Source organism: Agrobacterium sp. DSM 25558, assembly GCF_900100825.1.
Classification (GTDB): domain Bacteria; phylum Pseudomonadota; class Alphaproteobacteria; order Rhizobiales; family Rhizobiaceae; genus Agrobacterium.
This window is the reverse complement of sequence record NZ_FMUD01000005.1, coordinates 190549-214509: the sequence shown is the minus strand read 5'-3', so window position 1 is coordinate 214509 and position 23961 is coordinate 190549. Positions and strand designations below refer to the sequence as shown.

24 protein-coding genes and 2 pseudogenes are annotated in these 23961 nt (G+C 57.9%); 15 read left to right on the top strand and 11 right to left on the bottom strand.

Annotated features, from left to right (window positions below; genetic code table 11):
* Both DSM25558_RS06905 and DSM25558_RS29635 read left to right on the top strand, forming a co-directional pair.
* A pseudogene (locus DSM25558_RS06905) lies at positions 1 to 328 on the top strand (transposase); the annotation flags it as partial.
* A gap of 402 nt (positions 329 to 730) precedes the next feature.
* Positions 731 to 859: a hypothetical protein gene (locus DSM25558_RS29635; RefSeq protein WP_256387055.1), complete on the top strand. Its 129-nt coding sequence runs from the start codon at positions 731 to 733 to the stop codon at positions 857 to 859.
* 94 nt (positions 860 to 953) lie between these two features.
* Here DSM25558_RS29635 and DSM25558_RS06900 read toward each other — a convergent pair whose 3' ends face one another.
* Positions 954 to 2024, bottom strand: coding sequence for an MBL fold metallo-hydrolase (locus DSM25558_RS06900; RefSeq protein ID WP_077103131.1), 1071 nt, complete (start codon positions 2022 to 2024; stop codon positions 954 to 956).
* A 149-nt stretch (positions 2025 to 2173) separates the two neighbouring features.
* Here DSM25558_RS06900 and DSM25558_RS06895 point away from each other — a divergent pair, with 149 nt between their 5' ends.
* The 6 genes from DSM25558_RS06895 (at position 2174) to trmD (ending at position 6755) form a co-directional block, all read left to right on the top strand.
* A complete protein-coding gene (locus DSM25558_RS06895) occupies positions 2174 to 2758 on the top strand; it encodes a hypothetical protein (protein ID WP_077103129.1) in 585 nt (194 codons plus the stop codon).
* 288 nt (positions 2759 to 3046) lie between these two features.
* On the top strand, positions 3047 to 4624 hold the full coding sequence (ffh, locus tag DSM25558_RS06890) for a signal recognition particle protein (RefSeq protein ID WP_077103127.1): 1578 nt from the start codon (positions 3047 to 3049) through the stop codon (positions 4622 to 4624).
* A gap of 7 nt (positions 4625 to 4631) precedes the next feature.
* Positions 4632 to 4949, top strand: a complete 318-nt coding sequence (locus DSM25558_RS06885) for a chorismate mutase (protein WP_077103125.1) — start codon at positions 4632 to 4634, stop codon at positions 4947 to 4949.
* Positions 4950 to 4982: 33 nt separating this feature from the next.
* A complete protein-coding gene (gene rpsP, locus DSM25558_RS06880) occupies positions 4983 to 5360 on the top strand; it encodes a 30S ribosomal protein S16 (protein WP_077103123.1) in 378 nt (125 codons plus the stop codon).
* A 118-nt stretch (positions 5361 to 5478) separates the two neighbouring features.
* Positions 5479 to 6051, top strand: coding sequence for a ribosome maturation factor RimM (rimM, locus tag DSM25558_RS06875; RefSeq protein WP_077103121.1), 573 nt, complete (start codon positions 5479 to 5481; stop codon positions 6049 to 6051).
* 2 nt (positions 6052 to 6053) lie between these two features.
* A complete protein-coding gene (gene trmD / locus DSM25558_RS06870) occupies positions 6054 to 6755 on the top strand; it encodes a tRNA (guanosine(37)-N1)-methyltransferase TrmD (protein ID WP_077103119.1) in 702 nt (233 codons plus the stop codon).
* Here trmD and DSM25558_RS06865 read toward each other — a convergent pair.
* A complete protein-coding gene (locus DSM25558_RS06865; protein WP_077103117.1) occupies positions 6737 to 7483 on the bottom strand; it encodes a sulfite exporter TauE/SafE family protein in 747 nt (248 codons plus the stop codon). The genes trmD and DSM25558_RS06865 overlap by 19 nt on opposite strands.
* A gap of 270 nt (positions 7484 to 7753) precedes the next feature.
* Here DSM25558_RS06865 and rplS point away from each other — a divergent pair, with 270 nt between their 5' ends.
* The 3 genes from rplS to DSM25558_RS06845 all read left to right on the top strand — a co-directional run bounded on the left by rplS (position 7754) and on the right by DSM25558_RS06845 (position 10304).
* A complete protein-coding gene (gene rplS / locus DSM25558_RS06860; protein ID WP_077103115.1) occupies positions 7754 to 8320 on the top strand; it encodes a 50S ribosomal protein L19 in 567 nt (188 codons plus the stop codon).
* A 319-nt stretch (positions 8321 to 8639) separates the two neighbouring features.
* On the top strand, positions 8640 to 9455 hold the full coding sequence (locus tag DSM25558_RS06850; RefSeq protein ID WP_077103113.1) for a transporter substrate-binding domain-containing protein: 816 nt from the start codon (positions 8640 to 8642) through the stop codon (positions 9453 to 9455).
* A gap of 33 nt (positions 9456 to 9488) precedes the next feature.
* Positions 9489 to 10304 (top strand): amino acid ABC transporter permease, encoded by an 816-nt coding sequence (locus tag DSM25558_RS06845; RefSeq protein WP_077103111.1) that lies wholly within the window; start codon positions 9489 to 9491, stop codon positions 10302 to 10304.
* A 3-nt stretch (positions 10305 to 10307) separates the two neighbouring features.
* Here DSM25558_RS06845 and DSM25558_RS06840 read toward each other — a convergent pair whose 3' ends face one another.
* Together DSM25558_RS06840 and DSM25558_RS06835 are read right to left on the bottom strand one after the other, a co-directional pair.
* The gene (locus DSM25558_RS06840; RefSeq protein ID WP_083716344.1) at positions 10308 to 10823 is read right to left on the bottom strand and encodes a nuclear transport factor 2 family protein; all 516 of its coding nucleotides are present in this window, start codon (positions 10821 to 10823) and stop codon (positions 10308 to 10310) included.
* A gap of 121 nt (positions 10824 to 10944) precedes the next feature.
* A complete protein-coding gene (locus tag DSM25558_RS06835) occupies positions 10945 to 12237 on the bottom strand; it encodes an MFS transporter (protein ID WP_077103109.1) in 1293 nt (430 codons plus the stop codon).
* Positions 12238 to 12653: 416 nt separating this feature from the next.
* Between DSM25558_RS06835 and leuC the strand changes: the two genes are divergently transcribed.
* Positions 12654 to 14063, top strand: a complete 1410-nt coding sequence (gene leuC, locus DSM25558_RS06830) for a 3-isopropylmalate dehydratase large subunit (protein ID WP_077103164.1) — start codon at positions 12654 to 12656, stop codon at positions 14061 to 14063.
* Between the two features lie 41 nt (positions 14064 to 14104).
* Here the strand turns inward: leuC and DSM25558_RS06825 are convergent, their stop codons facing one another.
* Positions 14105 to 14653, bottom strand: coding sequence for a L,D-transpeptidase family protein (locus tag DSM25558_RS06825; RefSeq protein WP_077103107.1), 549 nt, complete (start codon positions 14651 to 14653; stop codon positions 14105 to 14107).
* A 196-nt stretch (positions 14654 to 14849) separates the two neighbouring features.
* On the opposite strand from DSM25558_RS06825, the gene DSM25558_RS06820 reads away from it, so the two are divergent.
* From DSM25558_RS06820 to DSM25558_RS06810, 3 genes and pseudogenes are all read left to right on the top strand, one after another.
* The gene (locus DSM25558_RS06820; RefSeq protein ID WP_067645918.1) at positions 14850 to 15533 is read left to right on the top strand and encodes a response regulator transcription factor; all 684 of its coding nucleotides are present in this window, start codon (positions 14850 to 14852) and stop codon (positions 15531 to 15533) included.
* Between the two features lie 86 nt (positions 15534 to 15619).
* Positions 15620 to 16075: a cyclic nucleotide-binding domain-containing protein gene (locus DSM25558_RS06815; protein ID WP_077103105.1), complete on the top strand. Its 456-nt coding sequence runs from the start codon at positions 15620 to 15622 to the stop codon at positions 16073 to 16075.
* 42 nt (positions 16076 to 16117) lie between these two features.
* Positions 16118 to 16318, top strand: a pseudogene (locus DSM25558_RS06810) (type II toxin-antitoxin system HicB family antitoxin); the annotation flags it as partial.
* 161 nt (positions 16319 to 16479) lie between these two features.
* On the opposite strand, the gene DSM25558_RS06805 reads toward DSM25558_RS06810, so the two are convergent.
* From DSM25558_RS06805 to tesB, 6 genes are all read right to left on the bottom strand, one after another.
* Positions 16480 to 17283, bottom strand: coding sequence for an exodeoxyribonuclease III (locus DSM25558_RS06805; RefSeq protein WP_077103104.1), 804 nt, complete (start codon positions 17281 to 17283; stop codon positions 16480 to 16482).
* Positions 17284 to 17359: 76 nt separating this feature from the next.
* The gene (locus tag DSM25558_RS06800) at positions 17360 to 18025 is read right to left on the bottom strand and encodes an outer membrane lipoprotein carrier protein LolA (protein ID WP_244554130.1); all 666 of its coding nucleotides are present in this window, start codon (positions 18023 to 18025) and stop codon (positions 17360 to 17362) included.
* 246 nt (positions 18026 to 18271) lie between these two features.
* On the bottom strand, positions 18272 to 20884 hold the full coding sequence (locus tag DSM25558_RS06795) for an FtsK/SpoIIIE family DNA translocase (RefSeq protein ID WP_143240031.1): 2613 nt from the start codon (positions 20882 to 20884) through the stop codon (positions 18272 to 18274).
* A 213-nt stretch (positions 20885 to 21097) separates the two neighbouring features.
* Positions 21098 to 22453 (bottom strand): ammonium transporter, encoded by a 1356-nt coding sequence (locus tag DSM25558_RS06790; protein ID WP_077103102.1) that lies wholly within the window; start codon positions 22451 to 22453, stop codon positions 21098 to 21100.
* A gap of 28 nt (positions 22454 to 22481) precedes the next feature.
* Entirely contained in the window at positions 22482 to 22832 is a 351-nt protein-coding gene (locus DSM25558_RS06785; RefSeq protein WP_045230924.1) for a P-II family nitrogen regulator, read from the bottom strand.
* A 212-nt stretch (positions 22833 to 23044) separates the two neighbouring features.
* Positions 23045 to 23929: an acyl-CoA thioesterase II gene (gene tesB, locus DSM25558_RS06780; RefSeq protein ID WP_077103099.1), complete on the bottom strand. Its 885-nt coding sequence runs from the start codon at positions 23927 to 23929 to the stop codon at positions 23045 to 23047.
* Positions 23930 to 23961 lie beyond the last annotated feature (32 nt).

The following is a 23961-nucleotide window of genomic DNA, read 5'->3' as shown; positions in this document are numbered from 1 at the left end:
CGGCGCGCACCCTTCTGGCCGAAATGCCGGAGCTCGGCAGCCTCGACAGACGCCAGATCGCATCGCTTGCGGGACTGGCACCATGGACCCGGCAATCGGGCAAATGGAAAGGCAAGAGCTTTATTGGTGGCGGGCGCTCGAAGGTGCGGGCGTGCTGTTCATGGCGGCACTGGTTGCGTCCCGTCACAACCCTCTCCTCAAAGCCTTCCGCGATCGCCTCGTGGCATCCGGCAAGCCCAAGATCGTCGCCATTGTCGCCACCATGCGCAAGCTTCTCACCATCCTCAACGCCATCATCCGGGAAAATAAACCATGGCAAAACGCTTGACTGCCAAGACAGTCGCTCTGCCCTGCCGGGCATCTCCCCCTCAGGTGGGGAGATCGACTCGTGGATAGGTCTTGGCCATCTTGAGCGTCGGGGCGGGGCGATCGCAATTTTTACTGATCAGTCATTCTATGAAGGGTGATGTTGGGCAGTGATCGTGCCTTTTACCAATCTCCCCACCTGAGGGGGAGATGTCCGACAGGGCAGAGGGGGGGTAAGCCGCATACTCTGCGCTCCACTCCGTACCGCCCGCACCCCCGTCATTCGAGGGTTGCTTTGCTCCCGCCTCAGGATGAGGGGTGCTACCGCTGCGTCCACCTATCCAAAAAATCCCCCCACAATAAACCGCTTGCCTTTGCTCTTCAGATGGCAGCTAATTGGTGAACGAAGCAGGGAGAAAATACCATGGCCAAGGGTCAAGTTCGCAGCAATAAAGAAGTCAGAAAACCGAAAAAGGATAAGGCAGCGCCAGCCGCCGCGCCGACACTCGGATCGCAGGTGAAAGCCAGCGAAAGCACGACCAAGAAAAAATAATTTGGGTTTGCGGGGCTATGCAAGATGCTTGGGAGCCTGCTCTCAAGCGAGATGACTGCGAAGGCGCTGAAATAAAGCGCCTGTCCCGCACACTTCAAACCATCGGTACGTCGAAAACTTCGCTCGGGTGCATGGGGCGGAAGCGATCTTCTGCTACGCCGTGTTCCGTCAGCGCCGCCTTGAGCGCGATGATGGGTGCATCGATAGCCTCGTCAGTGAGTTGAACGGTGCCCCAATGGTGGCCGCAGGCATAGGCTGCGCCGCAAATCTTCATGCCTTCCACGGCTTCTGACGGGTTCTGGTGCTGGCCTTTCATGAACCAGCGCGGCTCATAAGCTCCGAATGGCAGGTTGGCGAGGCGGAAGCCGCCGTGTTTTTTGGCGGCGGCGTGGTAATTGAGGCCGCTGTGAAAACCCGTATCGCCGATATGATAAATCTTACCGCCGGGCGTTTCGATGACGAAAGCTGCCCACAGCGCCATGCGTCGGTCGTTCAGGCCACGCGCAGACCAGTGATGGCAGGGCTCAAAGTGGATTTTTACATCTGGTGCGACGTTCACCAAATCACCCCAGTCCCCCGTTGAAATCTTCGCCGCCTCGAAGCGGGTGCGAATGACGACATCATTGCCGAGGGGCGTGATAAAGTGCGGTTTATGCCTGATGTGAAGCTGGTGCAGCGTTTCCAGATCGAGATGGTCGTAATGATTGTGCGTGACCAGCACGATATCGATCGGCGGCAGGTCGTTGAACTTTATCCCGGGCGGGTTGACGCGTTTGGGGCCAACGAAGCTGAAGGGGCTGGTGCGCTCCGACCACACGGGATCGACAAGAATATTCAGGCCAGCTGTCTGAATGAGAAAGGATGCGTGGCCGACGAAGGTGATGCGCAGGTCTTTACCGTTGACGCGTTCATCCGGTTTCACGAAGGGAAACGGGCTGGGATAGGCTTCCGGCCATGTCGCCTTGTTGCCGTCGAACCGCCATTTCATCAGGTCTACAAAACCGTTGGGTGTCTCGCCGCCGGGATTGAAGAAAAGCGCACCATCGAAATGGTCCGATAGCGGGCCTTTATAATAGGCGCTGGCACTGGATTGGCGCGCATAGAGACCGCCACCAGCCAGAAGCGCGCCGAGGAACGAGAGTTTGAAGAGGGTGCGTCTTTTCATACCCTCTCTCATAGGCCCGAGGCGGGCGACATTCAACAAAACCGAATGTGATCGCGATAATTTCATCGTCGATTGCAAACCAAGGTTGCTGCTGCCATTTAAAAATCGCATTTGCTGTAAAAATCACAGCGAGATTTGGTGGAGGCGGCATGCGCGCGATCACATTACTTTGTTTATCTTTTTTGTTTTCAACGTCGCTGACGTTGCCGGTTCTGGCAGAGCCGCTGCCCGCTCCGGTCAATGGCGTGACCTTTGAGGAATGGGCTTCTGCCAATGGACGAATCGCCAACGAGCAGAACCCTAAGGACGTGATCGCCGTTCTTGACATAGACGAGAGGACATTCGAGCAGATCAATCTCTCGTTCATCGAGGCTTTGAAAAACGCCGACACCGCCGGTGATACGATGCGGGCTTACGGCGAGGCTTTCGGCGACCCAAATCGGGGCCGTTTTTCCAAAACGGAAAAGGTTCAAATAGAGGGCAAGCTTGCGACATTCGATGACTATGCACGCCTGCAAGGCCATATGGAGGCTTCGGGGGAGCTCGGCATCACCCCGCAGCAGGTGCTTGATGAGCATAATCTGACGCCTTACGAATATGCCGAGGAATCAAAACGATGGATGGGCCGTCTCGTGGTCGAGGCCTCAAAGGAACATGGTGCCGACGCGACGGCGAAATGGCATGAAGCGATCTTCGCCTATAAGGCAGAGTATCTGAAAAAACGTGGCAAATGATGAAAGATCGGCGCAGCAGCTGACAACGTACGGCTGCTGCGGGCGCGTTTTGGCCTTCAAGCCTTGACTCCTGCGGGCTTTTGCTGTTTACCCGCGCCCATCAGCTGGCAGTTTCATGACCGCAGCCGCCGACCGGGACCCGCAAGGTATAGAAGATCCCGGAGGCAAACATCCGACAGCGCGAAGCGCCCTCGGGTGCTTTTTGGCTATGTCCTTTACTGGGCGTCTTGTTTTTGACAGCAAAAGAACCGACGTTTCGGGTACCCCGGAACGAAGAAGGATGACGCAATGTTTGAAAACCTCCAGGACCGCCTTGGCTCCATTTTGAATGGACTGACCGGCCGTGGCGCGCTTTCGGAAGCCGATGTGACGGCTGCCCTGCGCGAGGTTCGCCGTGCGCTTCTGGAAGCGGACGTTGCGCTGGAAGTCGTACGGTCCTTCACCGACAAGGTGCGTGAAAAGGCCGTTGGCGCCTCGGTTCTCAAAGCCATCAAGCCCGGACAGATGGTCGTTAAGATCGTTCATGACGAGCTGGTCGAGATGCTGGGCTCCGAGGGCGTGGCTATCGATCTGCACGCGGCTGCCCCCGTCGTCATCATGATGGTGGGTCTGCAGGGTTCGGGTAAGACGACCACCACCGGCAAGATTGCCAAGCGCCTGACCGACCGCGACAAGAAGAAGGTGCTGATGGCATCTCTCGACACGCGTCGTCCGGCGGCTCAAGAGCAGTTGCGCCAGCTGGGTGTTCAGACCGGTGTCGATACGCTGCCGATCATTGCCGGACAATCGCCGACCGACATCGCTTCGCGTGCCGTGCAGGCTGCCAAGCTCGGCGGCCATGATGTCGTGATCCTCGATACCGCCGGTCGTACCCACATCGACGAGCCGTTGATGATGGAAATGGCGGAGATCAAGAAGAACGCCAAACCGCATGAAATCCTGCTGGTCGCGGATTCGTTGACCGGTCAGGACGCCGTCAATCTGGCACGCAACTTCGATGAGCGCGTCGGCATTACCGGCCTGGTGCTGACCCGTATGGACGGCGATGGCCGTGGCGGTGCTGCCCTCTCCATGCGTGCCGTGACCGGCAAGCCGATCAAGCTGATCGGTACCGGCGAGCGCATGGGTGAGCTGGAAGAGTTCCATCCGCGCCGTATCGCCGACCGAATTCTCGGCATGGGCGACATTGTTTCGCTGGTCGAAAAAGCTGCCGAAAACATCGATGCGGAAAAAGCCGCAGCGATGGCCAAGAAGATGCAGTCGGGCAAGTTCGATCTGAACGATCTGGCCGACCAGCTTGGCCAGATGAAGAAAATGGGCGGCATGGGCGGCATTATGGGCCTGATGCCCGGTATGTCCGGCATGAAGGACAAGATGGCGGCGTCGGGTCTGAACGACAAGATGTTCGACCGTCAGATCGCCATCATCTCGTCCATGACCAAAGCCGAGCGCGCCAATCCTGACATGCTCAAGCACAGCCGCAAGAAGCGCATCGCTGCCGGTTCCGGCACGGACGCCGCCGAAATCAACAAGCTGCTGAAGATGCATCGCGGCATGGCCGACATGATGAAAGCCATGGGCGGCAAGGGCAAGGGCGGCATCATGAAGCAGATGATGGGCGGCCTTGCTGGCAAGATGGGCCTTGGTGGTGGAATGGGCGGCATGCCTGATCTGGCCAACATGGACCCCAAGCAGCTGGAAGCGCTTCAAAAGCAGGCTGAAGCCGCCGGTCTCGGCAAGCCCGGTGGCATGCCGCCTGGTCTTGGTGGCATGGCCGGCATGCCCGGTCTTCCCGGTTTGGGCGGACCCAAGCTGCCGGGCCTCGGCGGTCTTCCCGGCCTGCCCGGTTTTGGCAAGAAGAAGTGAGACTGTGATGACCGACGCAGACGTAAAAGCTCAACTTTCGCAATACCGCCAGTCCATCGACAATATCGATGCGGCGCTGGTGCATATGCTGGCAGAACGGTTCCAACGCACCAAGGCGGTTGGCGTTTTGAAAGCAACCCACGAATTGCCGCCGGCAGACCCGGCGCGCGAGGAATACCAGATCGAACGCCTGCGCCATCTGGCAAAGGACGCCAATCTGGATCCGGATTTCGCCGAGAAGTTTCTGAACTTCATCATCAAGGAAGTCATCCGGCATCATGAAGCAATTGCCGCTGAACACAACGGCACCGAAAAGACCGCCTGACCGGCGGACTAGCCATTCTTAAGGAGAAATAACATGGCACTGAAAATTCGTCTCGCACGCGGTGGTTCCAAGAAGCGCCCGTACTACCAGATCGTCGTTGCTGACGCCCGTTCGCCACGCGACGGCCGTTTCCTCGAGAAGGTTGGTTCCTGGAACCCAATGCTTGCCAAGGACAACGCTGATCGCATCCAGATCAACGGCGACCTCGTCAAGGAATGGATTGCCAAGGGCGCGCAGCCAACGGACCGCGTTCTGCGCTTCCTCGCAGAAGCCGGCATCGTAACGCGCGACGCCCGCAACAATCCTGAAAAGGCAAAGCCAGGCAAGAAGGCAGTCGAGCGCACTGCCGAGAAGAAGCAGAAGGCCGATGACGCTGCTGCTGCTGCCGCAGAAGCATCTGCTGCCGAATAAGTCCGGTTTGCACGATTTGAACGGGTGGCGTGGATTTCCGCGCCACCCGTTTATGTTTATTTTGACGGCAACATGCCGTACATAGATTTTCAAAGACGAACACCGAAACGGACGACCGATGGCAAAGCTGGAAAACCCCATTCTCATGGCCAAGATTGGCGCGGCGCAGGGACTGCGTGGCGAAGTGCGGGTCAGCTCTTTCACGGATGAACCGACCGCATTGGGAGAATATGGCAACCTGATTACTGCCGATGGCCGGGTGTTCGAAATTCTCGAAATTCGCGAGGCCAAGACCGTGGTCATCGTGCGCTTTCGCGGCGTCAACGACCGCAATGCGGCGGAAGCTCTGAACGGGCTGGAACTGTTCATCGAGCGTGACAATCTGCCCGACGACGATCTAGACGAAGATGAGTTCTATTATACCGATCTGGAAGGGCTTGAGGCCGTCGACGCCGAGGGCAAGAGCTACGGCTCCGTCGCCGCTGTCCATGATTTCGGCGCGGGCGATCTGCTGGAGCTGAAAGGCGCTGGCCGTCGTCCAACGCTCATTCCCTTTTCCGAAGCTGCGGTTCTGGAAATCGACCTTGAAGGCGGGAAAATCCTGATCGATCCCCTGGCTGCCGGCCTGATCGACAACCCTGAGGACGGAAAGGACGACCCGGATCATCCGATCTTCGGCAAGAAAAAATAAACATGACATTCAAAGCAACCGTGCTGACGCTTTACCCGGACATGTTTCCGGGGCATTTGGGCCATTCGCTGGCGGGCCGGGCGCTGGAGCGTGGGCAGTGGCAAATCGAGCCGGTGCAAATCCGCGACTTCGCGACCGACAAGCACCGCAGCGTGGATGACACGCCAGCTGGCGGCGGTGCTGGCATGGTGCTGAAACCCGATGTGCTGGCGGCAGCCATCGATGCGGTCTCGGAAGATGACAAGCGTCCGCGGCTGCTGATGAGCCCACGGGGCAAGCCGCTGCGCCAAGAGCGGGTTCGCGAGATTGCCGCTGGCGATGGCGTCATCATCATCTGCGGTCGTTTCGAGGGCGTGGACCAGCGGGTGATCGATGCCCGTGAGCTCGAGGAAGTCAGTATCGGCGACTATATTCTCTCCGGAGGCGAACCGGCGGCGCTGACGCTTTTGGATGCTGTGGTGCGCATTCTGCCCGGTGTGATGGGCAATGACCTTTCGGGCGTGCATGAGAGCTTCGAAGGCGGATTGCTGGAGCATCCGCATTATACTCGCCCGCAAGTGTGGGAAGAGCGTGAGATTCCAGCGGTTCTGACCTCCGGCAACCACAAGGCCATCGAAAAATGGCGTAACGAGCAGGCGCTGGCGCTGACGAAGGAGCGCCGTCCCGATCTTCTGGTGAAGCCAGTTCAGGTCGAGACGAAGTAATAGACCGATAGCAATAGGCCGACCGAGATTACCAAGGCGCGGATGATCCATTGCGATACGCGGCGTGCGATATAGACGCCGCTATAACCGCCGATGGCGGATGCCGGGATCATGATCAGCGCGGCAGGCCACGCGACGACACCACCGCCGACGAAGACGACGATAGCGACGGCCGCTATGACCACCGCGAGCAGGTTTTTCAGCGCGTTGAGGTGGTGATAGGTGCCACCAGCCGTCAGGCCCAGCACGGCCAGCATCATGATGCCCATGCCAGCGCCGAAAAAGCCGCCATAGATCGAGGTGAAGAACTGGCCGATGAGGCTTGCGGCATTGCCGGGCGAGCGTTGCGCATTCGTGCGGGGGCGCAGCCATGGCCCCAAGGCAAACAAAAGTGTGGCGGCGAGTAGGAGCCAGGGCACGAGCTGGCGAAAGGCCGGGTTGTCCAGCGACAGAAGCAAGAGCGCACCGGCGGTGGATCCGGCGATGGACAGCAGGGCCAGAAAGATCGCGCCTTTCCAGTGGGCGCGGATTTCGGGCCAATAGGCGATGACCGACGTGACATAGCCGGGAAATTGCACGATGGATGAGGTGGCGTTGGCCGAAATCGGCGCGATACCGGCAATCGTCATGGCCCCGAAGGTCAGAAAGGTGCCACCGCCTGCGATGGCATTGACCGCACCGGACAGAAAGCCGCTGGCAAGCAGCAGCAGAATGATGAACAAAGACATGGCCCCTCCCGGCGCATTTTGCGCCCCGATCACTCCATATCCGTTGAAATGACTGCCGACAATTCGGTCGTGACCGACAAAATAATCTTGCAAAAGGGATGACAAATGCGTCGTCTTGCTGTAATGGCCCGCGTGGAACTGGGGTTTACCCCTTTAACCGCAAGCAAAGAATGGTGAACCCGCTCCTGCCGCAAGGCATGGTCCTGAGACTTGGTTTCAAGGGATGACAGTTGAGCGCTCTGGCTGTTTCAGAAGAACTCAGAGGTTAATATGACCAACATTATCGAACAGCTGGAAGCCGAACAGGCTGCCAAGATCGAAGCGAAGCGTACGCTTCCAGAATTTTCTCCAGGTGACACCGTTCGCGTCAACGTGCGCGTAACGGAAGGTACACGTACCCGTGTACAGGCTTACGAAGGCGTCGTTATCGCCCGTTCCGGCGGCGGCATCAACGAGAGCTTCACCGTTCGCAAGATTTCTTACGGCGAAGGCGTAGAGCGCGTATTCCCGGTTTACTCGCCACTGGTTGAAGGCGTTGAAATCGTTCGTCGCGGTAAGGTTCGTCGCGCCAAGCTGTACTACCTGCGCGACCGTCGCGGTAAGTCTGCTCGTATCGTTGAAGACACGGGCGTTCGCGCTCGCAAGCTTAACGACGCTGAGCGTCAGGCTGCTGCAGAAGAAAAGGCACGCATCGAAGCTGAAAAGGTTGCAGCAGCACAGGCTCTGGCCGCTGAAAAGGCCGCAGCAGAAGCTGCTGAAGCCAAGGCAGCCGAAGAAGCCGCAGCAGAGAAGGCCGCTGAAGAGGCTGCAAAGCCTGCCGAAGGCGCAGCTGAATAAGCTTTTCCGTTTTTCGGGAATTTTGACAAAGGCGGTCTTCGGGCCGCCTTTTCTTTTTGGATGTGTGCTAGTCGGTATAAGGCGGTGGGTGGGGCTTACCCCCCTCTGTCCTGCCGGACATCTCCCCCACAAGGAGGGAGATCGGCAAGACGAATGCTCACCACTCTATCCGTAGCGTTTGAGATGTGCGGGACATAGCCGCGAGTCGATCTCCCCCCGTGAGGGGGAGATGCCCGGCAGGGCAGAGGGGGGTAAGCCACACCCACCACCATCCAATGCGCTCTTGCCCTCACACTTCAAACCGTGTCATTTTCCCGCAATGCCAGCAGGAGACATCACATTGCTCAGACGCTCTTTTTTCATCGCCATTGCCGCAACGCTTATTTCGCCTGTCATTTCCGTTGCCGCCGACCTGCCGGACCTCAAAGGCAAGACGGTTGTCGTCGTTACCGAAAATGCCTATCCGCCGCTGCAATTCGTTGATCCCAAATCCGGCAACGCCATCGGTTGGGAGTATGATGCGATGGGCGAGATTGCCAAGCGGTTGAATTTTATGGTCGAGTACCAGAACACATCCTGGGATGCGATGATCCAGGCGGTGTCAGACGGGCAATACGACATCGGCATGACCGGCATCAGCATCAAGGACGAGCGCAAGGAAAAGGTGGATTTCTCCGATCCCTATATGCGCTCGGAAATGTTCATGCTGGTGCGTGCCGATGAGACGCGGTTTACTGATGCCAAGAGCTTTGCCGCCTTCGACAAGGGGCTGGTGGGTGCGCAGGCGGGTACGACGCCGTTTTATACCGTTGTCTATGACGTGCTTGACGGAAACGAGCAGAACCCGCGTGTGAAGCTGATGGAAACCTTTGGCGCGACCGTGCAGGCGCTGAAGACCGGCGATGTCGATCTGGTGCTGACGGATGGCGTGGCGGGCAAGGGTTATGTCGATGCGTCCGGCGGCGCGCTGAAATTGATCGGCGGTCCCCTTGGTGGCGATGATTTCGGCTTTATCTTCAAGAAGAGGTCCGATCTGGTGGCACCCGTGAATGCGGCGATTGCCGCGCTGAAGGCCGATGGCACGTTTGCGAAGCTCGATAAGAAGTGGTTTCTGGACTACAAACTTGGCCAGTAAGCCTTTGCATAGCGATAACCGAAAGACAGTGGCTTGAGCCCTCGGCGCAAATCCCCCACGGCGGATGATTTTCCGTGGTGGCTGGTGGCGCTTGTGTGCATAGGGCTGGTGCTGGCCGTCGTGATTGCGATCAACGGCATCTATGCGCAGGTGTTTTCCACCGTCATCACGGGCATCGGCATGACGGTATCAGTGACGCTGGTGGCGTTTGCGTTGGCCTCGCTGTGGGGGCTGGTGATTGCCATCATGGGTATGGCTGACAGCATCGTTCTGCGCCAGATGTCCCGTTTCTACATTGAGACGGTGAGGGGCATTCCCGTTCTTGTCGTGCTGTTCTACATCGCGTTCGTCGGTGCACCTGCCGTCGTCAGCCTGTTCAACTGGATGATCACGCCGCTCATTCAGGCCGGATTGGTGGAGGCGATGCTGGTGCGGGATTTTTCGCTGACATGGCGGGCCATTCTGGCGCTGACGATTTGTTATGCTGCGTTTATCGCGGAAATTTTTAGGGCAGGTATCGAGGCGGTGGATGAAGGGCAGATCGAGGCGGCCAAGGCGTTGGGCCTCAACCGCTACCAGCGTTTTCGGCTGGTGATTTTTCCGCAGGCGATCCGCACGATCTTTCCGCCGCTCTCGAACGATTTCGTCTCGATGGTCAAGGACAGTTCGCTGGTCTCTGTGCTGGGGGTGATGGATATCACGCAACTGGGCAAGGTCTATGCGGCGGGGTCGTTCCGGTTTTTCGAAACCTATTCCATTGTCGCCTATATCTACCTCATTCTGACGCTGGGGCTATCGCTGGTGTTGCGGCGCGTGGAAAAATCCTTGCGCCGCAGTCCGCGTGGGTAGGGTTTATTGACCTTTCAGCGCTGAGTCCCAATGTTCGTCCGCCTTGCCATCCACGAAGCGCCATGTGTCGAACCATGTCGTCGTATAGGTCTTGGCGGGGTCTTTTGGGTCCTTGACCTCATGCACGAAACCGACCGTGACGAGATCGCCTTCTGCCGTAACGAAGGCGACGGGTGAGCTGATTTTATCAGGGATCGGCTTTTTCGGGACTTTCAGCACTTCGGTGAAGAACGTGATAACGCCGGCGCGGCCCGATGCGGCGTTGGGATTGTGCTGAATATAACGCTCGGTCAGATATTGATCGGCCTTGTCCCAGTGGCCCGCTTCCAGCAGATCGCGGATGATCTTGTAGGTCACCTGCTTGTTGGCGTTGAGCTTTGGATCAGGGCTGGTGAAGAGGGCTTCGGCATCGGGAGCCTTGACCACGGCTTCCTGGGCGTGGGCCGGCAGGGTGGCAAGCGAGAATGCTGGCAGTGCAAGGGCGCAGCCAAGTGCGATGTTTCTGATGAGGCGGATCATGATGTTCTCCTGAACGGCGCGGCGGTGGATGCGCGAACCATAGGACGTGGAGAACGGTGCCGAAAGGAGGCAGTTTTTCCGCCGCTGGTAACGTGCAGGGAACCAGCGGCGGAAAGAAGGGTCAGGCGCGGACGTCGGCCTGCTTGTTGGCCTGCGCCGCAATCATGCGACCGGCGATGATGACGAGGACACCGGCCACCGCCAGGCAGGCGGACAGGAAGAACATCGGGGCGATGGTGCTGCCGGTTTCGTCCTTGATCCATGGCACGACGTTCTGCGCGACGAAACCACCGAGATTGCCGACCGAGTTGATAGCGGCAAGACCGGCTGCAGCACCGGCACCCTTGAGGAAGCGGCCGGGCAGGCTCCAGAACACGGGCTGACCCGCGAAGATGCCTGCTGCTGCAACGCACAGGAAAGCGAATTGCAGGACCGGTGTGGTCACAAGTGCCGACATCAACAGGCAGAACGCGCCGATGAAAGCGGGGCCAACGATATAGGGGATTTTGCTTTCTGACCGGTCCGCTGCTGCCGGAACGACGTACAGCGCAACGGCCACGCCGATCCACGGGATAATGTTGATGAAGCCATTGGTGGTGTTGGACACGCCAAAGCTCTTGACGATGGTCGGTAGCCAGTAGCTGAGGCCGTAAGCCGCCAGCGGGAAGCCGACGAAGCACAGCGACATGAACAGCACCTGCTTGTTGATCAGTGCCCGGAAGCCGTTTTCGGCATGTTCTTCCATGTGGGAGTTTTCCGAGGCGATCTTCTTGTTCAGCCAGTCCTTCTCATCCTGGGTCAGGAACTTTGCCTTCTCAGGCGTGTCGTCCAGATAGAAGATGGTGAAAATGCCGGCAATGACAGCGGGAACGCCGGTGGCAAGGAACACCCATTCCCAGCCTGCAAGACCCATGACGCCGTCGAGATCCAGCAGCATGCCGCCCAGTGGTGCGCCGATGGCATTGGCAAGTGCGCTGAAGATCATGAACAGGCCGACCATGCGGCCGCGATAATCCCGCGGGAACCAGATGGTCAGGAGATAGAGAACGCCGGGGAAGAAGCCTGCTTCACAGGCACCCAGCAGGAAGCGCAGGATGTAGAACATCGTCTGGCTGCTGGTGAAGGCCAGCGCAATCGTCACAAGTCCCCAGGAGATGATGATGCGGGCAAACCAACGGCTGGCACCGAAGCGGGTCAGCAACAGGTTGCTGGGCACTTCGAAGATGAAATAGCCAATGAAGAACAGCGATGCGCCTAGGCCATAGGCGTATTCGCTCAAACCGAGATCGCCGACCATTTGCAGCTTGGCGAAGCTGACATTTTGCCGGTCGATATAGGCGATAAGGTATAGAAGCCCCAAAAATGGCATGAGTCGCCATGTGATTTTTGAAATGAGTGCCTTTTCAGATACCAAAACGTATCCTCCCTCTCCCTGCAGAAATGCAGTTATGCCCTGATCATTGCCCTCCCCCTTCACGGCGGCGTTATTGCGTCGTGATATGGTTGTGGCAGAGCCTAACGCATGAAACGGCCATTATATCCCTCGGTTGAAAACTTATAGGGATGTTCGGCGGGTTCGTTTCGCTCCAAAAGGCAATATTGCCGTGGAAAAGCCGATCTGCTATGAGAGAGGCATGGGATCGAAATTCGGATGTCTCGCGCAAAACATTTTCGTGTTGCAGGACCACAAGCGTCTGCCGGCACGGTTCTTTGCGCGCATTTCCGGCGCGTTCGGCGGCCGACTTACGTTCGCCTGATAGCTCTTTTAAAGAGACTGTCAGTTTTTGCTGCGAACCCAATTTCCTTATTCAAAATCCGATGGATACAGCCATGAGCGCACCTCGCACCCTCTATGATAAAATCTGGGATGATCACGTCGTCAATCGCGACCCGGACGGAACCTGTCTTCTCTACATCGACCGTCACCTCGTGCATGAGGTGACGAGCCCGCAGGCCTTCGAGGGTCTGCGCCTGGCCGGTCGTCCCGTTCATTCCCCAACCCGCACGCTGGCTGTGGTCGACCACAATGTTCCCACCACGGCGGATCGTCTTGAGGGTATCAAGAACGAGGAAAGCCGGATTCAGGTCGAAGCCTTGGCCCAGAACGCTGCGGAATTCGGTGTCGAATATTATTCCGAGCGCGACAAGCGCCAGGGCATCGTCCACATTGTAGGCCCGGAGCAGGGGTTTACGCTGCCGGGCATGACGATCGTCTGTGGTGACAGCCATACGTCTACGCATGGCGCGTTTGGCGCTTTGGCGCATGGTATCGGCACATCGGAAGTCGAGCACGTTCTGGCGACGCAGACGCTGATCCAGAAGAAGGCCAAGAACATGCTGGTGCGTGTGGATGGTAAGGTTCCGGATGGCGTGACGGCCAAGGACATCATCCTTGCCATCATCGGCGAAATCGGCACGGCAGGCGGTACGGGCCACGTCATCGAGTTTGCCGGTGAGGCGATCCGTTCGCTGTCGATGGAAGGCCGCATGACGGTCTGCAACATGACCATTGAAGGTGGCGCGCGTGCCGGTCTGGTCGCACCCGACGAGACGACGTTCGATTATATCAAGGACAAGCCGCGTTCGCCTAAGGGTGAGGTTCTGGAACAGGCGATTGCCTATTGGAAGACGCTGAAGTCCGACGAAGGTGCGCATTACGACAAGGTCGTCGTGCTGAACGCCGCCAACCTGCCGCCGATCGTATCCTGGGGTTCATCTCCGGAAGACGTCGTATCCGTGCAGGGCGAAGTGCCTGATCCGGCAACGATCGAAGATGAGAACAAGCGCAATTCCAAGCAGCGCGCTCTGGAATATATGGGCCTGACGCCGGGAACGAAGATGACGGACATCGCCATCGACCGCGTCTTCATCGGTTCTTGCACCAATGGCCGCATCGAGGATTTGCGCGCTGCCGCCAAGGTTGTCGAGGGCCGCAAGGTTGCGCCGACGGTGTCGGCCATGATCGTTCCCGGTTCCGGCCTCGTGAAAGAGCAGGCTGAACAGGAAGGTCTCGACAAGATTTTCCTCGACGCTGGCTTCGAGTGGCGCGAGCCGGGCTGCTCCATGTGCCTTGCCATGAATGATGACCGTCTGGCCCCCGGTGAGCGCTGTGCGTCCACTTCCAACCGCAACTTCGAGGGACGTCAGGGCTACAAGAGCCGCACGCATCTCGTTTCGCCCGCCATGGCGGCGGCGGCGGCGGTGGCTGGTCATTTCGTGGATATTCGTGAGTGGAAGTGAGTTGAGACCAGGCCGGGAACAGTGACGGTTCTCGGCCTGTCCTACAGGACCGTAATCTTTCTGCCCTTGCGCAGAAACGGCAAAATGCGGCGCATGTCGCGAGGGTGGAGCGCCACGCATCCGGCGGTTGGCTCATAGTCCGGGCGGATCATGTGCATGAAAATGGCAGAGCCCAGATTGCGGCGGCGTGATGTGATATTCCAGTCCAGCACGAGACAGACATCGTAGAGACCATCCTGACGTTGCAGCTCTTCGTGGCTTGGCTTGAAGGGCGCTTTTGTCGGGCGATTGTAATTTGGGTCCGTGGGTGCGTCGCACCACAGCATATTGGCGCGCGTGCGATACATCGCCAGCGGTGTTTTCAAGGCACCAATTCTTTCGCCACGCTGAAAACCATATAGCATCGGCATGGTGGTAATTGGGGTTTTTCCGTCGCCCTCTCGCTTGATGGCCGTGCGTCCATTGCGACCAATCGCGGCCTGGAATGTCAGGTGGCCAAGCTGGACGATGGCGCGGCTTTTATGGCGCGGTGCGGCGCGAACGATGAGTTTCGCAGAAGGTTTTGGCTGATTTTGTGTGTTCTTGAGCATCGTTCTCACGAGATTTTGCTTTGCAGGTGAGCCAACGTGACCTCATAGCTCCGCCTATTCTGATGACGAAGGGTTGACGTAGCGGCCGCAAACCGCTGAATTGGCTCACTAAAGCGAAAGGCATGTCATTCCTGCAAAATAAGCAATCAGTTTTGCGAGGCATGTTTTACTATACAATGAAAGGCTGAGATATCCCATGACGGCCCGTACACTTCTCCTTGTGGATGACGATGACGACCTTCGCGAGACACTTGCCGAGCAATTGTCTCCCTATGAGGAGTTCAATCTTCTCACAGGTGCCAACGCCAATCACGCAATCCAGACAGCGAAATCCACACAGGTAGATCTGCTGATCATGGATGTCGGTCTGCCAGATATGGATGGGCGCGAGGCCGTGAAGCTGATGCGCAAAAACGGCTTCAAAGCCCCCATCATCATGCTGACCGGCCATGATACGGATTCCGATACGATCCTTGGTCTAGAGGCTGGTGCCAACGATTATGTGACGAAACCGTTCCGCTTCGCCGTGCTTCTGGCGCGCGTTCGTGCGCAGCTTCGTCAGTATGAGCAGAGCGAAGACGCGGTGTTTACCGTTGGTCCCTACCAGTTCAAGCCAAGCCAGAAGCTGCTGACCACCGAAGACGGCAAAAAAATCCGTCTGACGGAAAAGGAAGCGGCGATCATCCGCTATCTCTACCGCGCTGGCAGCGCCGTTGTGACGCGTGATGTGCTGCTGGAAGAGGTCTGGGGCTATAATTCCGGCGTCACCACACACACGCTCGAAACCCACGTCTACCGTTTGCGCCAGAAGATTGAGCGTGACCCGTCGAACGCGGAGCTTCTGGTGACGGAGAATGGTGGCTACAAGATTGTGCCGTAAGCACAATTCTGGCGGCGCGGGCTTGTCATGACCGCGCCGTTGTTCGAAAACCGATCATTCCTTATGCTCCCGGGGCTTCGAACCAGATGGCACTGAACGACGATATCCAGCTTTTGGCGCAGGTGCCTCTGTTTCAGGGGTTGAGCGACGACCAGTTGCGCCTGATCGCGTTCGGTGCCGAGCGCCGCAAGATTGCGCAGGGGCAGGCACTGTTTCGCGAGCATTCGCCCTCTGAATGCGCTTTCGTGATCGCGCGTGGCGGCTTTCATCTCTATAGCACCGGGCGGAGCGGCAAAGCCGAGCTTCAGGCAACGCCAACGGCAGGCACGATGTTGTCCGAACTGGCGCTTTTCACCCTGTGCGAGCGCAAATATACCGCCGTGGCCTCGGAGGATTCAGAGGTCATCCGCATCACCCGCATTCTCTTCCATCGCATGATCGAAGAGTTTCCCAACGTGGCGGATGTGGTCATGACGCGGATTAGAGATAATATCGCAGCGCTTTCAGCAGGAGCGACGGCGCTTCAGGGGCGGTTTTCGTGATGCTGCCCAGCATTCTTGGCAATCTGGCAGGGAACGAATAGCATGATCAGGCGAAACTATATCGGACTGATCCATAAGGACGCTGACAGCGATTACGGCATTTCCTTTCCTGATTTTCCAGGTGTTGTGACGTCTTTCAATGATCTTGATGATGCTCACCACATGGCGGAAGAAGCTCTCTCCCTGCATATCCAAGGCATGATTGACGATGGATTGGCGATTCCAGAGCCGTCCGTTCTGGATGCCCCCAAACCCGCATTCATTATCGTTCCTGTGCTTGTCACAGGAAACTAGCTGGCCCAAGTCCTTGGGCTTTGTGGAGTCTTTCCGTCGCGCAGACGCGCGTAGACTGGATTCCTGTGACAAGCACAGGAATGAGGGTGATGCGGGTTTGATGGCAGCTTTTAAAACTTGAAATGCGCGGTAACAGGAACGTGGTCGGATGGGCGGTTCCAGCCGCGGGCTTCGCGGAGGATTTCGATTCGGTCCAGCGATGGTCCGAGGTCTTGCGAGGACCAGATGTGGTCGAGGCGGCGGCCGCGATTGGCGGCTTCCCAGTCCTTGGCGCGGTAGCTCCACCAGGTGTAGATTTTTTCGGTTTCCGGCACGTTCAGGCGCATCAGGTCGAGCCAGTTGCCCTTCTTCATGATCTCCAGCATGCCGTCCGTTTCGACGGGCGTGTGGCTGACGATTTTCAGCAGTTGCTTGTGCGACCAGACGTCGTTTTCAAGTGGCGCGATATTCAGGTCACCGACGAGGATGGAGGATGTGCCGGGAACGCCATCGGCGCTCAGTGCTTTCATTTCCTCGATGAAATCCAGCTTGTGGCCGAATTTCGGGTTGATCGAGCGATCCGGTTCGTCACCGCCTGCGGGAACATAGAAATTGTGCAGGCGAATTTTGCGCGAGCCGACCTGGATGATGCCTGAGATGTGGCGCGCATCACCAATGCCGCAGTAATCCTGCCTGTGGTCTTCGGTCAAAGGCAGTTTCGAGGCTATGGCAACGCCGTGATAGCCCTTCTGACCATGAATGATGATGTGTTCGTAACCCAGTGCCTTGAGAGGCTTCAGCGGAAACTCGCCATTGGGGCATTTCGTTTCCTGCAGGCAGAGGACATCGGGCTTGTAACGCACGAGAAACTGCTCGACCAGCGGCATGCGCAGCCGCACCGAGTTAATGTTCCAGGTGGTTACTGAAAAAGTCATGCCTGCGCTCCGTTCGTCCTTCGGGGAAAGGTGGAGGCAGGCTTATTACATCAGGCCGAAAACGGAAATCCTTTTCTCAACCGCGTCCACGGACTTCCTCGTAATTGATGGCAAAGACCTTATCGTCCAGTGCCATGCCGGTCTGTACGTTGAAGATCATGACCGTCGTGTCCTTGTTCTGCGCATCCGTAGTGGTCCACTGGCGCAGATCGAAGGTTTTTGGGTCGAACATCAGCGTGATGGTCGAATCGCCAAAAACGCTCTTGTCGCCGAGCACGATGGTTGTCAGATCAGATTCCTGCTTGACGTCGCGGACCTTCTGGTTGCCCAGATCGATCTTGTCGGACAAAAGCAGGCTCAGCGGTGTCTTCGACAGCGGATAGAGATCCCAGGTCTTCAGCTTGTTGTTACCGATCACGACATTCTTGCCATCGGAGATGACGCGCATCGGCGATGGGTCTTCATAATTGAAGCGGAGTTTGCCGGGGCGGGCGATGTAAAACTTGCCGCCCGTCTGCTCGCCGCGCGGGCCGAACTGCACGAATTCTCCCATCATGGTTTTGACGGAAGAGAAGTGGCTGGCAATCTTCTGAGCGGCCGCATCGGCTTGCGCAAACGCGGCGAAGGGCTGGAGAGCGGCCACCGCAGCTGTCGCGGAAAATAGGGTCATGACACCACGGCGCGTCATATTGCCTTCAAGGCTAAGGGACTGCGCGGAAACGACCGGAATATTCTTCTTCATTCTTTTCTCCTTCATCGCATTCCATATGCCGAAAAAACGCGGCGGCTTCATGACATAATGCACTGCTATAACGCCAACAACGCGCCTTGGTTGCTGAATACTCCGCACCCTAATTCCTGTGCTTATAACAGAAACCCAGTCGACGCGTGTCTGCGCGTCGAGAAGAGTCTTTTCAGCCCAAAGACTTGGGCTGGCTAGATTCCTGTGACGAGCACAGGAATGAGGGAATGTGGGTTTGATGCCGCATCAGTCCTGTTCGGTCGGCACCAGAATTTCGCGTTTTCCTGCGTGGTTGGCGGGGCCGATGATGCCTTCCTGCTCCATGCGCTCGATGAGCGAGGCGGCGCGGTTGTAACCGATGCCGAGGCGGCGCTGGACATAGGATGTCGATGCCTTGCCATCCCGCAGCACAACGGCAACCGCCTGATCGTAAGGGTCCTCGGACTCGGCCAGATTGCCGGTGCCTGCCGGACCGCCGCCATCCTCTTCGTCATCGTCTTCGGTGACGGCTTCGAGGTAATCCGGCGAGCCTTGCGTCTTGAGATAGGACACGATCTCTTCGACCTCGTTATCGGCAACGAAGGGGCCGTGAACGCGCTGGATGCGACCGCCACCCGCCATGTAAAGCATGTCGCCCATGCCGAGCAGCTGCTCGCCACCCTGTTCGCCCAGGATGGTGCGGCTGTCGATCTTGGACGTGACCTGGAAGGAAATACGCGTCGGGAAGTTGGCCTTGATGGTGCCGGTGATGACGTCCACGGACGGGCGCTGCGTGGCCATGATGACGTGGATGCCAGCGGCACGCGCCATCTGCGCCAAGCGCTGCACGGCACCTTCGATGTCCTTGCCGGCAACCATCATCAGGTCGGCCATTTCATCGATGATGACGACGATGTAGGGCAGGGGCTTCAGATCGAATTCTTCGGTTTCGTACATGGCTTCGCCTGTCTGGCGGTCGAAACCTGTCTGGACGGTGCGGGTCAGCACCTCGCCCTTGTCAAGCGCCTGCTGAACGCGGGTGTTGAAGCCATCGATGTTGCGCACACCGATCTTCGACATCTTCTTGTAGCGCTCTTCCATCTCGCGCACGGTCCATTTCAGCGCGACGACGGCTTTTTTTGGATCGGTGACGACAGGGGAGAGCAGGTGCGGAATGCCGTCATAAACGGAGAGTTCCAGCATTTTCGGGTCGATCATAATCAGGCGGCACTGTTCCGGCGTCATGCGATAGAGCAGCGACAGGATCATGGTGTTGATCGCCACGGATTTACCCGAACCCGTCGTACCGGCGACCAGTAGATGTGGCATCTTGGCCAGATCGGCGATGACGGCTTCACCGCCGATGGTCTTGCCGAGTGCCATGGGAAGTTTGGCTTTGTTGTTTTCGAAATCACGCGACGCTACGAGTTCGCGCAGATAGACGGTTTCGCGCACCTTGTTGGGCAATTCGATACCGATGGCATTGCGACCCGGCACGACGGCGACGCGGGCGGCGATCGCGCTCATGGAGCGGGCGATATCGTCGGCAAGGCCGATGACACGCGACGACTTGATGCCCGGTGCCGGTTCGAGCTCATACATGGTCACGACAGGGCCGGGGCGGACATGGATGATCTCGCCCTTAACGCCGAAGTCTTCAAGCACGCCTTCCAGTCTGCGGGCATTCTGTTCGAGAACATCCGCGTTCAACGTGCTGTCACGCACGACGCTTTTGGGCTCCGCCAGAAGGTGGACCGAGGGAAGCTGGAAACCATCTCTGGCGATGAAAGATGGCTGCGCATCGCGGGCAAGGCGCTCACTGGGCTTGGGGCGAGCGGATGGCGGGGTGATGCGGGTCTGGCCTGCAGGTGGGCGGGCGGAAAACTGGGTGTCACCGGAGAGGACGCCAGCGGGCAGGCTGTCGTCGTCTTCGTCACCCATCGAAATCGGCGGTGGGGACACGTCGATGCGGGCGCGGGCTTCAGCGCGTTCCTCGAAGGAAGGATCGGCGCGGTCCAGCCTGTTGATGGCCGTTTTCAGACGCGATGGCTCGTTCAGCGTGCCGAACTCGTAGTCGTTGAAGTCGTAGGGCTGCTCGAATTCATTGCGCATCGACTTCGGCTTCACGCCGAACAGACGGCGGAAACGGGCCTGGGTGATGTACCAATAGTGGGCGATTGCGCCGAAGGCGAGCAGGTTGGCGAAGAAGCCGTCACCATCCTCTTCTTCCTCATCCAGTTCCTCGACCTTGCGGGCCTTGCTGGTTGCGGACGCCTGGGGGACGAAAACCTCTTCGGCATCGTCAGGTGCGCCGAGCAGGCCGGAGGCGAACAGCATGAGCCAGGCTGCGGGAAGGGCGAAAATGACGCCGAGAACGGTGGCGAAGGTGCCGGTGGGGTAAGCGCCGATGAACAGGGCCGGAAAGCGGAGGATCATATCGCCGATAACGCCGCCGATGCCATTGGGGAGCGGCCAAGTCAAAGGTGCTGGAAAGCAGCCGAGAGAGGCCGAAGCGATAAAAGCACCGCTGATCCACGCGACGAGGCGGGCGGGAATGCGGTTGAAATTTCGGCCCGAGATCAACGCGAACGCCCATGCAAGGATAGGCAGCATGGCGATCAGCGCGGACAGGCCGAGAAACTGCATCATGATATCGGCAAAGATCGCGCCGCTATGGCCGAGAAGGTTCGTGGGCTCGATGCCGGTGGCGTAGGACAGGCTGGGGTCAGCGACGTTCCAGGTGGCCAGTGCGGTGATGCCGAGCCCCAGCGCCGCCAGCACTGCAAAGCCACACAGGGCCATGATCTGGCGCACCACGAATGCCGTCAGTACGAAGCGGTTATCGCGACCATTGAAAGTCGGAGACGTCACTCTGTCCATATGCTGAACCTGTCGTTTTTTCGTTGCTTCCGAAGTCCGGCCAAAGGTGGCGCAGACGGGATGACAGGGCAAAATAGCGGGTGGGTGGTTAATATGGCATTAACCATGCAAAATCAGTTGTAACCAATGGCTTTTAAAACAGTAAAAGCCCGGCAAAAGCCGGGCTTTCGTTTGGATGATGCTTGAGCCGTGACCGGCCTACGCATCTTTTTCTTAGGAGTGGTAAGCCGCTTCGCCGTGCGATGCGAGGTCGAGACCTTCGCGTTCGGCTTCGACGGACACGCGCAGACCGACGATGAGATCGACGACCTTGTAGAGGATCGCAGAGCCGATACCGGTCCACAACAGCGTCACGACGACAGCCTGTACCTGAACCAGGAACTGGCCGCTCATCGTCTGTTCGCCAGCATAACCGACGCCGCCGAGCGATGCGCTTGCGAAGATGCCGGTTGCGAGAGCGCCGAAGATGCCGCCAACGCCGTGGACGCCGAAGACGTCTGCCGTATCGTCATAGCCGAACTTGTTCTTCACGACGGAGACGAAGAAGTAGCACAGTGGCGATACGATCGCGCCCATGACGATGGCGCCCATTGGGCCGACGATACCAGCTGCCGGTGTGATGGCAACCAGACCGGCGATCATGCCGGATGCTGCACCCAGCATGGATGCTTTTCCGCGTGTGAAGCTTTCAACCAAGCACCACGACAGGACGGCTGCTGCCGTTGCGACAAAGGTGTTGACGGTTGCAAGCATCGCGCCGCTGGAGGCTTCGAGGTTGGAACCGGCGTTGAAGCCGAACCAGCCAACCCAGAGCATGGCTGCACCGACATAGGTCAGGGTCATGGAGTGTGGGGCCATCATGTCTTTGCCGAAGCCTGTGCGCTTGCCGACCATGATTGCACCGATCAGACCGGCAACACCGGCGTTGATGTGAACGACCGTGCCGCCAGCGAAGTCGAGCGCGCCGAGACCGAAGAGATAGCCCTTTGCGTCCCAAACCATGTGCGCAATCGGGAAGTAAACGAAGGTGACCCACAGAATGCAGAACAGGACGGAAGCGGAAAACTTGATGCGTTCAGCAAAGGCACCGATGATCAGCGCCGGTGTGATGGCAGCAAAGGTCATCTGGAACATCACGAAGATGTATTCAGGAATGACAACGCCCTGCGAGAAGGTTGCAGCCGTGCTGTCCTTGGTGACTCCGGAGAGAAACATCTTGGCGAAGCCGCCGAAGAACGGGCTTTCAGAACCGCCAAAGGCGAAGGAATAGCCGTAGACGACCCAGATGATCATGACAGAAGCGGCGATGACCGTGCACTGCATGAGAACCGACAGCATGTTCTTGGAGCGGACGAGGCCGCCGTAAAACAGTCCAAGACCAGGAATGATCATGAAGAGAACGAGGATGGTGGCGAGGAACATGAAGGCGGTATCGCCCTTATCAGGAACGGGTGCCGTTGCAGCAGCGACCGCAGGTGCTGCGTCCTGAGCGAAAGCGATGGCGGGGGCGAGAAGAGCCGCCGCGCCGACACCGAGGCGGCCGAGTGTTGAAATTTTGTTGAATTGCATGGTTTGAAAACTCCCCTGTCAGCCGAGCTTAAAGCGCTTCTGTGTTGGTTTCGCCGGTACGGATGCGCACGGCCTGTTCAATCGAGTAGACGAAAATCTTGCCGTCGCCGATCTGTCCTGTCTTGGCGGAGGACGCGATGGCCTCTACGGCCTTCTCCACGAGATCGGAGGCAACAGCGATTTCGATCTTCAATTTGGGAAGAAAGCTGACCGCGTATTCGGTGCCGCGATAAATTTCGGTGTGTCCCTTTTGGCGACCGTAACCCTTGACCTCGGTCACGGTCAGGCCCTGAATGCCGACAGCGGTAAGTGCTTCGCGCACTTCGTCCAGCTTGAACGGCTTGATAATGGCCATCACAATTTTCATCTGGTTTCCCATCCTTTGTTTGTCCTCGGCATGGAGCCGACCCTCCTGCCGCTGATCGATCAACAACCGCGACTGGTCTCGTACATTCAAGGCGTGTGCCAGTTTGAAGGTGATTTTATAAGTTATTGAAAAATATGGGTTATAATAAATAAGTCTGTAAAATAGGCACGGCTTTGCTTTGTTCATGCAAAATTAATATGCGAAATTCTAAAATTGCTTAATAATTAATCATTTGCCATTTTGCGGATCAGGCCTTCTTGTGCCATGGACGCAACCAGCACGCCATCGCGTGTAAACAGGCTGCCCCGTGTCAATCCACGCGCACCTGAAGCACTGGGGCTGTCCTGGCTATAGAGCAGCCAATCATCGAGTTTGCAGGGACGGTGAAACCACATGGCGTGGTCGAGACTCGCGGCCTGAACGGCGGGGTCGAAGATCGTCGTACCGTGTGCGTAAAGCGAGGTGTCGAGCAGCGTCATGTCGGAGAGATAGGCAAGGACGGCTGCCTGATAAAGCCTGTCATCAGGCACGTTGCCCACGGCTCTGACCCAGATGTCCTGATGCGGATCGAGCTTTTCCTTCGAGATGTAATGCGTCAACGACACTGGCCTGATCTCGATCGGGCGCTTGTTTTCCCAGTATTTGCGGATGGCGGGCGGAGCCTTGGCCAGAAAGGCGTCGCGCATCTGGTCTTCGCTCATCAACTGTTCCGGCTGTGGAACGTTGGGGATCATTGCCTGATGGTCGAAGCCCCCCTCATCAATTTGGAATGAAGCCGACATGGAAAAGATCGCATGACCATGCTGGATGGCGACGATGCGCCGTGTGTTGAAACTGGCACCATCGCGGATGCGGTCGACCTGATAGATGATCGGCACCAGGGGATCGCCTGGGCGCATGAAATAGGCATGCAGGGAGTGGACGAAACGGTCGTCATCCACGGTGCGCTGTGCCGCCATCAGCGCCTGGGCAATGACCTGGCCGCCGAAAACACGCTGCCAGCCAACCTGCGGGCTTGTGCCGCGAAACAGATTTTCCTCGAGCTTTTCGAGATCGAGCGTGGAAATCAGTTTTTCCAGTGGCGCTGTATTTTCGAGAGGGCGCGACATTTTCGACATGCTCCGGCTGTAGGAAGACCTTT